Source organism: Bacillus suaedaesalsae, assembly GCF_016890225.1.
GTDB lineage: Bacteria > Bacillota > Bacilli > Bacillales > SA4 > Bacillus_BS > Bacillus_BS suaedaesalsae.
On the sequence record NZ_JAFELM010000043.1, the window covers coordinates 66,536 to 79,656 of the forward strand.

Genomic DNA, 13,121 nt, shown 5'->3' on the forward strand with positions numbered 1-13,121 from the left:
ATCGTGAGACCCCGCAGGCGAAGCCGAGGAGGCTCACGTTCCTCCCCGCGGAAAGCGTGTGCCTGAAGCGGAAATCAACGGACCTAAAATAAATTCTTTTTTTGTAAAAATAGCAACAAAGTATGCGAAAACAGCCTTTTGTTTCTACATATAAAGTAAAATTTTTTTTGTTCACTCCCTTTTAGTCTGCTACTCTTTCTAGTACAATAGGTTGAGGACGGTGAAGAAAATGAAACAATATCTTGAGTTAGGTAAATATATTCTAGAAAATGGTACAACAAAGGAAGACAGAACAGGAACGGGTACAATTAGCACATTCGGATATCAAATGAGATTCAATCTTCAAGAAGGATTTCCTCTAATAACCACAAAAAAGCTTCATTTAAAATCAATTATTCATGAGCTATTATGGTTCTTAACTGGTGATACAAATATTCGCTATTTACAAGAAAATAATGTTCGAATTTGGAACGAATGGGCTGATGAGAACGGAAATCTAGGACCTGTATATGGTCATCAATGGAGATCATGGACAACAAGTGATGGGACAACTATTGACCAAATCTCAAATTTGATTCATCAAATTAAACACAATCCAGATTCTAGAAGATTACTAGTTAATGCATGGAATGTAGGAGACGTTGAGAAGATGGCGCTTCCTCCATGTCATTGTTTATTCCAGTTTTACGTTGCTGATGGTAAATTATCTTGTCAACTATACCAACGAAGTGCAGATTACTTCTTAGGTGTTCCATTTAACATTGCATCGTATGCTTTGTTGACCATGATGATTGCTCATGTTTGCGATTTAGAAGCTTATGAATTTGTTCATACATTTGGTGATGTTCATATCTATACGAATCATATTGAACAAGTGAACTTGCAGTTATCTCGTGATCATAAGCCATTGCCAACAATGAAAATCAATCCAGATGTGAAGGACATTTTTGGTTTCAAATTTGAAGATTTTGAACTTCTGAATTATGAGTCACATCCGCATATTAAAGGAGTTGTTAGTGTATGATTTCATTTGTTGTTGCGATGGATAAAAATCGTGTAATCGGCAAAAACAATGAGCTTCCGTGGCACCTTCCTGCTGACTTAGCTTATTTCAAGAAAGTAACAATGGGGAAACCTATTATTATGGGAAGAAAAACTCATGAATCTATTGGACGAGTCCTACCAGGGAGAGAAAATATCATTGTAACAAGAAACAAAGAGTATCATGCACCAGGGTGTGTAGTGATACATCAGATTGATGATATAAAACGGTTAGATACAGAAAGTGACCAGGAATTATGTGTGATTGGTGGGGCTGAGCTGTTTCGTGAATTGCTTCCAATTGCGGATCGCTTATACATTACTCACATCAATCATGAGTTTGAAGGTGATACGTTCTTTCCTTCTTTAAACATGGTTGAGTGGAAAGTGCTTAGCCGTGAACAAGGTGTAAAAAACGAAGAAAATTCTTATGATTATGAATATGTAGTTTACGAGAGGGCTTAATATATCATCCCTCTATATAGGAAATGGAGAAAATAGTATGCTTCGAACAATTTATGGCTTTACGTATATGTGGCTTTATTTACTTTATTCAATTCCAACGTTAATAAAGTGGAAAAGTAGCACGTTTGAACACGTTTCAACTCAAGAAAGAGACAACCTTGTCCATTGCTTACCAAAAAGGTGGGCAAAGGGGGTAGTCAAAACTACTGGCGCACATGTAACCGTCAAGGGTGAGGATTTATTACCAAAAGGTCCGGTGCTTTTTGTTTCAAATCATCAAGGTAACTTTGATATTCCACTTCTGATGGGATATGTAAATAAACCACTAGGCTTTATATCAAAGATTGAAGTGAAAAAACTGCCGATTATTTCACACTGGATGGAAGTTCTGCCTTGTATCTTTATGGATCGAAATGATCGAAGACAATCTGTTAGAGCGATACAAGAAGGAGCTAGGTTGTTAGAAAAAGGTCACTCAATGGTTATTTTTCCAGAAGGTACTAGAAGTAAAGGTGGACCTGTTGCTTCATTTAAGTCAGGAAGCTTTAGACTTGCTACCAAGTCGGGTGTTCCGATTGTACCAATTACAATTGATGGTTCATACCGATTATTTGAAGACAAAGGATTTCAATTTCAACCAGGAGATGTCACAATTACGATTCATTCTCCAATTGAATATAATGAGTATGAAAATATAGAAATCAATGAGTTGGCAATACTCGTTCAACAGAAGATAGCTTCACATATTGTTGTAAACGTTGAGCTCCATAATCATAGTAGTTTATCATTAGATCAATAATTAGAAGTCGTTTTGGCTTCTTTTTTTATGGTAATTTATGTTAAGCAAGAATAGTAGTAAAATTGTGCAAGGAGTGAAATGTATGGTTACATTGGTTGCTATGACATCAGAGGAGTATCAGCGATATGTAGAAAACGCGATAGTTATTTTTGCGAATGAGAAAGTAAAAGCAGGTAATTGGACGGAAGAGGAATCATTAGATCGAGCAAAAAGTGATTACGAAACTTTGTTGCCACAAGGTGAAAAAAGTGAAAATAATTATCTTTTTACGATTTATGATAATGAACAAGCTGTCGGTATTATTTGGCTTGCAAGAAAATCAGAAGATGAAGGCTTTATATACGAAATTTTAATTAGTGATGAATTTCGAGGTATGGGCTATGGCAAAAAAGCGATGCAGCAATTAGAGGTATTCGGAAGAGAGCTTGGTTTGAAGAAAATTGGTTTACACGTATTCGGTCATAATAAGCCGGCGAGAGGTTTATATGAAAAACTAGGATATATTGAAACAAACATTAAGATGGAGAAAGTGTTATAAAGATGGGGCATGGATCGCAGTGGTCGAATGCCCCGTTTTTCCTATGGTAACAGATATAGCAACACAGCGAAAAAGTGAGCAACCGTGCCTGCAACTACAAAGATGTGCCAAATCATATGATGATATTTAAAACCACGCCAAACATAAAATATTGCTCCGATTGTATACAATACTCCACCGATAACAAGAAGAGCTAATCCGGTAGGATGTAAGTTTTCAGAAAGTGGTTTCCAAGCGAATACAATCATCCAACCCATTAACACATACAGGACAGTAGATGTGTGTAAATATTTTTTTACAAAAAAGGATTTAAAGATGGTTCCACCAATGGCGATTCCCCATACGATTCCAAATAATGTCCAACCAAGTGCTCCCTTAACGATGATAAATAGGAAAGGGGTGTACGTTCCCGCAATAAAAAAGTAGATTGACGAATGATCGATGATCTCAAATACATCCTTAGCTTTACCTTTTGGCAAGCCATGAACAAGTGTTGATGCTGTATATAAAAGTACCATTGTTGAGCCAAATAACGTAAAGCTAACAATATGCCACGCAGTACCGTAAAGTGAAGAAAAAACAATGAGTAGTACAAGTCCTGCTATACTTAGGAGACCGCCAATACCATGTGTAATGGAGTTCGCAATTTCTTCTCCTTTTGTGAACGTATGTGTAGATGCCATTCACATCAAATCCTTTCAATGAAAAATTTATTAACTCTTTACTATATTACCATAATAAAAGATTTTGTAATACTTTCTATTCACTAATAACTAATCAATAAATAAAAATATTACCAACTTACAAGAAGAGACAGACTTCGAGACGATTTTACTGTATAATATAGGAAACGGTTAAAAAGAAGGTTGGTACTTTGCTACTGAAGAGTCTAGAATTTACTCATCAAAGTGGTAAGAAGGTCAAAGTCATTGAAATTCCAGTATGGGAGGAAGATAATCTTTTTACATTAAAGATTAAGTTAAGACTGCAGACGTTCATAAAAAAGATCAGTACAGACTCAAATCCGAAAAATGTGTATTCCTTTAAAGACTATTTAAAAAGAACGATGAAATGGCAAGAGTACTCCAAAATCTATTCGATTGATATCCTACAAAATAATGCATAACTTCATGTCTAGAGGATCTCTATTAGAGGTCTTCTTTTTTGTACAATTTTGTGACATTTGTTGGTGAACTTCCTTTCTTCACTATATTTTTGATATGATAAACGTATTACATAAGAAAAGGTGAATATATTGAAACGAAGATTATATAGCATATTGGCATTCGTAACTTTACTTATTGTCTCAGCATGTAGTGGAACGAATGAGTTACAACCACCAGCTGGTACGAAGCCTATTCAAGATTTCACATTTACGAATCAAGATGGAAAACCATTCGGATTAAAGGATTTAAATGGGAAAGTTTGGATGGCTGATTTTATTTTTACAAATTGTGAAACAGTTTGTCCTCCGTTAACGGCCAATCTTTCAAAGCTTCAAGAATTGGCAAAAGAAAACAACTTAGGTGTTGAATTTGTATCTTTTAGCGTTGATCCAGAAGTAGATACTCCTGCAAGTATGAAAGCCTATGGTGAAAATTTTCAAGCAGATTTTAGTAATTGGAACTACCTCACCGGTTATTCTCAAAAGGAGATTGAAAAGTTTACACTCGACAACTTTCAAGCTCTTGTTCAAAAAACAGACGCATCGGACCAAGTTGCTCATACGACGTCCTTTTTTTTGGTTAACCAAGAAGGGAAAGTTGTGAAAAGCTATCGAGGGTTAGAAAATACGCCCTATGAAGAAATGATTAAGGACATAAAAAGCCTTCAATAAAATATTTTCGCATTACTTTAGCTCCAATACGGGGCTTTTTTTTTTGCACCATTTTTTGTAACAAATTAAGTCTCATATGTCATTGATTAAGATAACCGTATATACAATATAGTACAAGGTATTTGAGGAGGCGCAGCTTTGTTTAGACTTGTACTATTATTGTTAGTGGCAGTTACGACACTTATCGTGTATGATTCCACTCATACAAATCACGTTATGAATGATCATCCGCTCATTGAAAAAGAAAGGTACTCCCAATTAAAAACAATACAATCTTCCTTTTTCCCAAAAGACATCAGAATTGTGACTCTCGGTGATTCCTTAACTTCAGGATATGGTGATCAATCGGGGAACGGGGGATATGTACCGGTATTAAAATCGATGCTTTCCGATCAACGAAGCATAGAAAATGTGGATGTTAAAAATTATGGGATTGGTGGAATTTACTCCACACAACTCATTGATGTTCTAAATAAATCGTATGTTCAGGAATCAATAAAAAATGCAGACTATGTGATTATAACGATAGGTGGAAATGATGTCATTAAGGCAGCGCAAGAGCATTTCCTACAGTTAACAACAGAAGCCTTTGAAGAAGAAAATAAAGAGTTTACGAGAAAAGTAAATATAATGATTCATAAAATAAAGTTTTACAATCCAAATGCAAAGATATTTTTTGTAGGAATTTATAACCCGTTTGCTTCTTTATTTTCTTCGTATGTTCCTGAGATAGATCAAATCATCGCAACTTGGAATGAAGGCACGGAACAGGAACTCTCTAAATATGGTAATACGTATTTTATTCCATTATTTGATATTTTTCGTGGTAAAGAGAAAGAGTTTCTATATGATGATTTTATACATCCGAATGAACGCGGCTATAAAAATATCGCCTTTCGAGTGTTAACCTATCTAGATCATTACGATGAAAGCACTACTTATGTTGTTGGAGAATATGAGGAATAAGTAAGAAGGAGGGAAATAACTAAATAAATCATCCTCAAAGGCGAATAATATCTATATTATTCTACCTATTAAACATTACTTTTTTCGTATCCTTTGTTATTTATTAATCAGTTAAGCTGGAACACGTTCGTTCCATTGCGCTGCAGACACTCGCTTTCCTCTACTTCCCGCAGGAGTCGAGTGTCTTCCGCTCCATTCCGCTAGTTTTTTTAATAGTATGTAAAATCAAATAAATCTAAAGCAAATAATAAAGCCCGAACTATTTGGTGAAAGATTCATTAAAATCCTAATAGTTCGGGTTTATCATTGGTAGAAATACTTATGTCAAGCCTCTTTCTCCTGAAATCAGATACTGAGATTCCTCGACTTTTGTATCCTTTCTATAGAGCAGGCGGCTTCTACAATCATACTAGCTCTAAATTTCACAATGAATATTAATTGAGCACTTTCTTAAAGCTATTATTATAGCTAAGTGCTAGCTAGTGCTATTTGGTTAATTTCAGGAATTCGTTTTGTAATTTCTTTGTGATCGTATAGTGTGTAGGAATTTCAAATTCATCTACTTTATTTATCGGTAATATTTCTTGAGTTGTGCTTGTAATAAATGCTTCATCAGCTTGTAATAAAAATTCTTCAGTAAAATGTTGTTCTTTTATTGGTAGTTCCATTTTTTCTGCTAATTGAAAAACAGCAAGTCTTGTAATGCCATGAAGTATACCTTTTGTTGCAGGTGTAGTATAGATGGTTCCATCTTTAATAACAAATAGATTACTACTTGAGCCTTCTGTGATGGATCCGTCTTTTACAAGTATTGCTTCATCACAGCCGCGGCTCGCTGCGTGTTGTTTTGCTATTACATTCGGAAGTAAGTTTAATGACTTGATATAGCAATTCTTCCACCGTTCGTCTTCTAATAGTAAAACTGCTACACCACTTTCTTTTTTAGCAGGGTCTATGGGACGTGAAGGTTTTATTGTCATTGAAAAAACAGCTTTTGTATTTGGGAATAGGTGCAATCTTGGTGCAATTCCTCTAGTGACCTGAAAGTAAACATCTACATTCTTCTCTTGAGACCGTTTTACCCCTTGATCAATGATTTCTGTTAATTCCTGTCTTGTATAAGGTAATTGTAAAAGGATGGCCTCTGCACTTTTTTGAAAACGATCTAAATGTTCTTCTAACATAAAGGGTTTATTATTATACACACGAACTACTTCGTAAACGCCGTCACCGAATTGGTGTCCACGCTCTTGTATTGGTATGATCTTTTCATCCACTTCTTGTAGAAACTCCCCATTATAAAATGCAATCTCCATTATTATCCCTCCATAGTTTTTCTTCTTACATTAATGTATTCATAAACTCACGTAAAGAATAAATTTTCTGACCATTACGAGCTGTTGTTGTATTTGCTGCTAACATTGAATCCAAGATCGCTTCTTCAGTCGCTTCTGCTGCTGCTTGAAAAATTGGATCGAGCAAGTAATCTTGAATGATTTGATTAGTATAAATCACAGTATTCGAATCTTCATGTTTTACTTTATTTGCTGTTGTAAAACCAATGGCAATATCACCACTTCCGTTTCCGATATGAGAACCTGTTCTACTTAGTCCAACTGTTGTTCGTTTCAACACTCTTTTAACTTGACGTTCACTAAGGGGAGCATCGGTTGCGACTAGAATGATAATTGAACCTTGCTCTCGTTCCCCTCCCAATTGTTTTTCCTTTAATAGTTCTTTAATTAATGGACCAACTACTTTACCACCAATTGTGAGATGTTCAAGTCTACCAAAGTTAGAGAGAACAAGGACTCCTAATGTGTATATCTCATTATGTATAGTAATAGTTCGGGATGAAGAACCAATTCCTCCTTTTAACCCAAAGGACACCATCCCAGTTCCAGCTCCAAGACTACCCTGGTTGAAATCTTTAGTAGCGCTCTCAATTGCTTCTAAAACATGATTTTTAGAAAGCGAATCTTTACGAATATCATTGATTAACATATCGTTACATTCGCACACTATTGAATTAACGGTCCCGGTTGTTCTCCCGATATCAAGGTTGTGATTTAGCGTGTAGTCAATCACACCTTGAATACCAACTCCGACAGCAAATGTATTAGTAAGAATTATAGGTGTCTCTATGGTTCCTAATTCCTCAAGCTGAATGGAACCGGTTGTTTTACCAAATCCGTTAATAGTATGTATAGCCCCAACAACTTTCTCTTTAAATAAATTCCCCGAATGAGGTATGACAGCTGTAACCCCGGTCTGAATGTCACCTTGACTAATTGTACAATGTCCAACCTTTACACCTTCAACGTCAGAAATAGTATTATTCCTTCCGGGTGATAGGGTACCAATTTTTATATGATAATCTCTAATTCTCATGGCAATTCCTCCTTCTTCCTTATTGTCAGATTGTTTATTTCCAAAGTCAATTTTTGAAAATCAGTTTTGTTTGTCCATTTATAAGAATAGAATAATGTATTAGCTGTGATGGAGGGAATACATATGACTAAGTTAGAAGCATTTATATTAGGAATCATACAAGGTTTTACAGAGTTTTTGCCAATTAGTAGTACAGGACATTTATTTTTAGGGAGAAATTTATTCGGATTAAATGAAGCTGGATTATTTTTAGACACGATGCTTCATATTGGTACGTTGTTGGCGGTATTTGTTGTGTATAAACATGAGTTTTTATATATGTTGAGGAATCCTTTAAGTAAACGTACGTTTCTGTTAATTGTCGGTACAATACCTGCAGTAGTTGTTGGTTTACTATTTAAAGACTTCTTTGAAGAAATATCGAAGACAGGAATTACGATTGGCTGGGAGTTTTTAGTGACAGGATTGTTTTTATGGTTTGCTGATCAAATTAAAAATGGATATAAACGAATGGAGGATATCTCGTATACTGATGCTTTTTTCATTGGAACCTTTCAAGCAGCAGCTATTTTCCCCGCAATTTCTCGATCTGGATTAACGATAGCTGCTGCACTCATCCGAAAGCTTGATCGTGAAACAGCGGCATACTTTTCATTTCTATTATCAACTCCTGCAATAGCTGGTGCATGTGTTCTTCAAGTGGCAGACCTGTCAGGGGGAAAAGTCGAGAATATTAGTTTAGTAGCTTTATTGGTAGGTCTTATATCCTCCGCAGTCTTTGGATATATTGCGGTAAAATGGATGATATCCTATTTGAAAAAACATTCTCTTAAGCTATTTGCTATATATGTATGGGGATTAGGGATTTTGATTATTAGCCTACAGTGGATTGGAATATTTTAAGTAAATACAAGAGAGCGAGGGAGCATCTATATGCTAATTGCGTTAAAAGAAAAGTTGCTTGAAAATAGAACTGTGCTTTTAAGATTTATAGAAAAGTTGGATGAAGAGGACCTAAAATGTTCGAAAAAGAGTGGTTGGACAGTTTCGGAAGTGATCGAGCATATTTTTTTGGTTGAGAAAAATGTAACAAAGGGGATTCGATATTATGCGAATCAACCGAAGAACGAGCCTGCTGAGGAAAAGCCAATTCATTTAGTATTAGACCGAACACGCAAGATTGAGGCACCGAGTACTGTTCGTCCAAAAGGTGGAAGCATTTCGATGCAAAAGCATTTCGAAAACTTAAACCTTTCACGAGAGTTTCTATTTCAAACATTAGAGGAAATCGATGAACACCTTTTAACGCAACGATCTTTTCCGCATGAAACCTTTGGTCCGCTCACTTTACTTCAGTGGATAGAAGTATTAGCTTATCATGACATAAGACATTTGGAACAGTTGAAAGACATATTAAATGACGTGGGAAAATAAAAACTAATGAATCAACCTAGAAAATAGGCATACGCACATACGGTACAACCACCCATCTACATATGTTAACAGTGTAATCCTAATAGTAAAAAGGAGGAAGGCATAATGCATTACGGATACGATCACTGTCATATGGGGTATGGGTATGGACCGACTTATGGGTATGGAAATGGATTCGCGTTAATCGTTGTATTATTTATCCTACTCATCATCATCGGAACATCATACGTAAATTAATTAGGCTCAGTTAAAGTACAGTGTTGAATTTTAACTATATGTTGATTGTAGTGGAAGGTGCGAGACTCCTGCGGGAGCAGCTCAGGCAGGTGAGACTCATGCAGGAGCATAGCGACGGAGGCTCCTGTAGCACCAAGGAAAGCGAGTGCCTTCCACGGAAATCAACATTATTGTTTAACAGAGGCATTAATTAAAAAAGTGGCTGCCTTCAAAAGGCTAGCCTTTTTTGTTTCGATCTATTTTTAATGAAAACGAGTGATGAATACTCGAGTATTCTCAAAAACTGTATATAAATTAAAATAAAAACGAATTATTTTTTAAAAACAAATAAAAATGTTCGGATTTTTATTGACTGTATGAAAGTTCCTCTGCTATTCTTAGTAATGGAAATAGATAAATAGATTGCAGGAAGCGGGGGAACAAACAATGAATAACACCTATGATGTTATTGTAGTAGGCGCAGGTCCTGCAGGGATTTTTACGTGCTACGAGCTTTCATTAAAAATGCCAAACGCTAAAATAGTACTAGTAGATAAAGGTCATGATATATATAGACGTAATTGCCCGATATTAGAAAAGAAAATTGAGAAGTGTCCTCCAGCGGCAGGTAGAAAAGAATTCGCAGGTTGCTTACCAGCGTGTTCAATTACAAACGGTTTTGGTGGAGCAGGAGCATATTCCGATGGAAAGTTTAATATTACAAGTGAATTTGGCGGCTGGATGACGGATTACTTGTCACCATCACAGGTTGTAGAACTCATTCAATACGTTGACCAAATTAACTTAAGTCATGGTGCTACAGAATCAATAACAGACCCGTTAACAGACGAAGTTAGAAATATTGAAAAGAGAGGATACGCAGTAGGATTGAAGCTACTTCGTGCTCAAGTTAGACACTTAGGGACAGAACAAAACCTTGAAATATTAAAAAGTATCTTTGAATACTTAAAAAACAAAGTGGAAATGGTGTTTAAAGCTGAAGTAGAAGATGTACTGAGTGAGAAAATTGAAGGTACACATAAAGTAAAAGGAATAAAGCTTAAGTCTGGTGAGGAGATTCACGCAGAGAAGGTTGTGATCGTACCTGGACGAGATGGTTCAGTGTGGTTAACAAATATCTTAAAGAAGCGTCGTCTGAAAATGACGAACAATCAAGTGGATATTGGTGTTCGTGTTGAGACTTCAGATATTGTAATGGAAGAGATTAATAAAAACCTATATGAAGGTAAATTTATCTTCAATACGTCTGTAGGTACCCAGGTGAGAACGTTTTGTAGTAACCCTTCTGGACATGTTGTAGTGGAGAATCATTCCGGAATTATGTTAGCGAATGGTCATGCATATAAGGATCCGAAACTTGGAAGTAAAAACACGAACTTTGCACTACTTGTATCACATAAGTTTTCTGATCCTTTTGATAAGCCAAACGAATATGCCCATGAAGTCTCGAAATTAGCCAATAGCTTATCAAATGGTGGATTAATCGTTCAGAAGTACGGTGACATTTTGAAAGGTCGACGATCTACCGAAAACCGTATACGGGAAGGATTTATTGAGCCGACATTAAAGGAAGCAGTGCCAGGAGATTTAGGGCTGGCACTTCCATATAATACGATGAAAAGTTTAATTGAAATGACAGAAGCATTAAACCATGTTACACCAGGATTAGCCTCAGAGCATACGTTGTTTTATGGTGTAGAAGCAAAATTCTACTCTGCTCGTCCAAAACTAAATGACAAGTTCGAAACCGAAATGTCAGGTTTATATGTTGGTGGCGATGGAGCAGGTGTAACGAGAGGGTTAGCGCAAGCAAGCGCTTGTGGCGTATGGATAGCTAGAGACATTATTCAAAACTTACAACGATAGCAGGTGGATTTTTCACCTGCTTTTTTTAATGGGGGCTTTTCTGCAAAGATTGAAGTATTTGAATTAGTATAGGTTATGAAGGTTCGGTCAATCTCACTACTCTACGCTGGGGAGTTCAGCGTTATTTCATTATAATCTCAATGTTTACAAGACTAATTGAGAAATAGTTAGTATTTTTCCTTATTTTGTTATATGATTCTATTAATTTATTTAATTTTAACGCTTTAACGTATCGGGGGCCTGTCCCCCGTCGCTTTAAAGTGATGAAGTGTGCGGGGTATATCATGTTTAGGACGTGCATCGAATATAGTGATAAGAGATGTATCCGTAGGAGGAGACAGGATGAATATACTTATTTTAGGTGGTACAAAATTTTTAGGACGTCACTTAGTCGAAGAATCATTAAAAAGAGGTCATGAAGTATCAATTTTTACAAGAGGAATCACAAATTCAGATCTTTTTCCTGAAGTAGAAAAATTAGTTGGAGATCGCGATGGTAATCTTGAAAGTATTAAGGGCAGAAAATGGGATGCAGTCATTGATACGAGCGGTTATGTACCTAGAAATGTAAGAGATTCTGCTGCAATTTTGGCAGCAAACTGTAATCTTTATACGTTTATATCCACGATCTCGGTTTATCAAGATTTTACTAAGGTAGGAATTTCAGAAGGCGATGATATAGCGCAGCTAGAGGATGAAGGGATAGAAGAAATCACAGGTGAAACGTATGGTCCATTAAAAGCCTTATGTGAACAAGAAGTAATGGCTATTTTTCCAGATAAACATTTAATTATACGTCCTGGTTTAATTGTAGGACCGTATGATCCAACAGACAGGTTTACGTACTGGCCACATAAAATTGGCACGGAAGAGGAAATAATAGCACCAAACGATGAACATGCTTCAGTACAATTTATTGATGTAAGAGACTTAGCCTCATTTATTATCCAACAATTAGAAAATAAAAGTATCGGAGTATATAATGTTACAGGACCAAATGAAGATTTAACGTTTGATCAATTGATTGATGTTTGTAAGGAAACGTTAAACAAAGAGGTGAAGGTAACGAAAGTTGATGAACAGTTTATTGTTGAAAACGACATTCAATTTTGGACAGAACTGCCTTTGTATATTCCAATAGGGAAGGGAATGGATGGTTTTCATAAAGTATCCATTGATAGAGCGTTAGCTGATGGTTTAAGCTTTACGTCAATACAGGAAACAATCCAAGCCACATACCAATGGAGTATTGCAAGAGAACACAAAGAATTACTGGCAGGACTTTCAAAAGAAAAAGAAATGGATTTACTACTAAAATGGCATAACAAATAAAAAAGATGTATAGGACAATTTTGTTTGGGAAAACTCTATTCATGATAGGTACGTTAAGGAGGAGTTTTTTCATGTATCATTTCAATACATATGAAGCTAAACTTGTACATGAATCAAGATTATATGAATTGGAAACGAAGCAAAAAAATTGTCCTACTGTTTCTAAAAAACAACAAAAGAAAAAGAGATAAGTAACTGGCTTAAAGGTCAGTTGC

15 protein-coding genes are annotated in these 13,121 nt (G+C 35.8%); 12 read left to right on the forward strand and 3 right to left on the reverse strand.

Annotated elements, in window-relative coordinates; all coding sequences use genetic code 11:
• The first annotated feature begins 229 nt into the window (after window positions 1–229).
• The 4 genes from JR050_RS16950 to JR050_RS16965 all read left to right on the forward strand — a co-directional run bounded on the left by JR050_RS16950 (window position 230) and on the right by JR050_RS16965 (window position 2,843).
• Entirely contained in the window at window positions 230–1,024 is a 795-nt protein-coding gene (locus JR050_RS16950) for a thymidylate synthase (protein WP_204205134.1), read from the forward strand.
• Window positions 1,021–1,506, forward strand: a complete 486-nt coding sequence (locus tag JR050_RS16955; protein ID WP_204204811.1) for a dihydrofolate reductase — start codon at window positions 1,021–1,023, stop codon at window positions 1,504–1,506. Before JR050_RS16950 ends, JR050_RS16955 begins: the two co-directional genes overlap by 4 nt.
• Before the next feature lie 37 nt (window positions 1,507–1,543).
• Window positions 1,544–2,305, forward strand: a complete 762-nt coding sequence (locus JR050_RS16960; RefSeq protein WP_204204812.1) for a lysophospholipid acyltransferase family protein — start codon at window positions 1,544–1,546, stop codon at window positions 2,303–2,305.
• A gap of 82 nt (window positions 2,306–2,387) precedes the next feature.
• Window positions 2,388–2,843: a GNAT family N-acetyltransferase gene (locus tag JR050_RS16965; RefSeq protein WP_204204813.1), complete on the forward strand. Its 456-nt coding sequence runs from the start codon at window positions 2,388–2,390 to the stop codon at window positions 2,841–2,843.
• Window positions 2,844–2,884: 41 nt separating this feature from the next.
• On the opposite strand, the gene trhA is transcribed toward JR050_RS16965, so the two are convergent.
• Complete coding sequence (gene trhA, locus JR050_RS16970) at window positions 2,885–3,526, reverse strand: PAQR family membrane homeostasis protein TrhA (RefSeq protein WP_204204814.1); 642 nt, start codon at window positions 3,524–3,526, stop codon at window positions 2,885–2,887.
• 191 nt (window positions 3,527–3,717) lie between these two features.
• Here trhA and JR050_RS16975 point away from each other — a divergent pair, with 191 nt between their 5' ends.
• The 3 genes from JR050_RS16975 to JR050_RS16985 all read left to right on the forward strand — a co-directional run bounded on the left by JR050_RS16975 (window position 3,718) and on the right by JR050_RS16985 (window position 5,646).
• On the forward strand, window positions 3,718–3,969 hold the full coding sequence (locus JR050_RS16975; protein WP_204204815.1) for a DUF2535 family protein: 252 nt from the start codon (window positions 3,718–3,720) through the stop codon (window positions 3,967–3,969).
• A 129-nt stretch (window positions 3,970–4,098) separates the two neighbouring features.
• The gene (locus tag JR050_RS16980) at window positions 4,099–4,680 is read left to right on the forward strand and encodes an SCO family protein (protein ID WP_239454454.1); all 582 of its coding nucleotides are present in this window, start codon (window positions 4,099–4,101) and stop codon (window positions 4,678–4,680) included.
• 138 nt (window positions 4,681–4,818) lie between these two features.
• Entirely contained in the window at window positions 4,819–5,646 is an 828-nt protein-coding gene (locus JR050_RS16985; RefSeq protein WP_204204816.1) for a GDSL-type esterase/lipase family protein, read from the forward strand.
• A gap of 485 nt (window positions 5,647–6,131) precedes the next feature.
• On the opposite strand, the gene dat is transcribed toward JR050_RS16985, so the two are convergent.
• The gene (dat, locus tag JR050_RS16990) at window positions 6,132–6,962 is read right to left on the reverse strand and encodes a D-amino-acid transaminase (protein ID WP_204204817.1); all 831 of its coding nucleotides are present in this window, start codon (window positions 6,960–6,962) and stop codon (window positions 6,132–6,134) included.
• 25 nt (window positions 6,963–6,987) lie between these two features.
• A complete protein-coding gene (locus tag JR050_RS16995) occupies window positions 6,988–8,037 on the reverse strand; it encodes a DmpA family aminopeptidase (RefSeq protein ID WP_204204818.1) in 1,050 nt (349 codons plus the stop codon).
• Between the two features lie 123 nt (window positions 8,038–8,160).
• Between JR050_RS16995 and JR050_RS17000 the strand changes: the two genes are divergently transcribed.
• The 5 genes from JR050_RS17000 (at window position 8,161) to JR050_RS17020 (ending at window position 12,906) form a co-directional block, all read left to right on the forward strand.
• Window positions 8,161–8,940: an undecaprenyl-diphosphate phosphatase gene (locus JR050_RS17000; protein ID WP_204204819.1), complete on the forward strand. Its 780-nt coding sequence runs from the start codon at window positions 8,161–8,163 to the stop codon at window positions 8,938–8,940.
• 30 nt (window positions 8,941–8,970) lie between these two features.
• Complete coding sequence (locus tag JR050_RS17005) at window positions 8,971–9,471, forward strand: DinB family protein (RefSeq protein ID WP_204204820.1); 501 nt, start codon at window positions 8,971–8,973, stop codon at window positions 9,469–9,471.
• A 105-nt stretch (window positions 9,472–9,576) separates the two neighbouring features.
• Window positions 9,577–9,708 (forward strand): YjcZ family sporulation protein, encoded by a 132-nt coding sequence (locus tag JR050_RS17010; protein ID WP_204204821.1) that lies wholly within the window; start codon window positions 9,577–9,579, stop codon window positions 9,706–9,708.
• A 426-nt stretch (window positions 9,709–10,134) separates the two neighbouring features.
• Window positions 10,135–11,574 (forward strand): NAD(P)/FAD-dependent oxidoreductase, encoded by a 1,440-nt coding sequence (locus JR050_RS17015; RefSeq protein ID WP_204204822.1) that lies wholly within the window; start codon window positions 10,135–10,137, stop codon window positions 11,572–11,574.
• A 342-nt stretch (window positions 11,575–11,916) separates the two neighbouring features.
• Entirely contained in the window at window positions 11,917–12,906 is a 990-nt protein-coding gene (locus tag JR050_RS17020) for an SDR family oxidoreductase (protein ID WP_204204823.1), read from the forward strand.
• Window positions 12,907–13,121 lie beyond the last annotated feature (215 nt).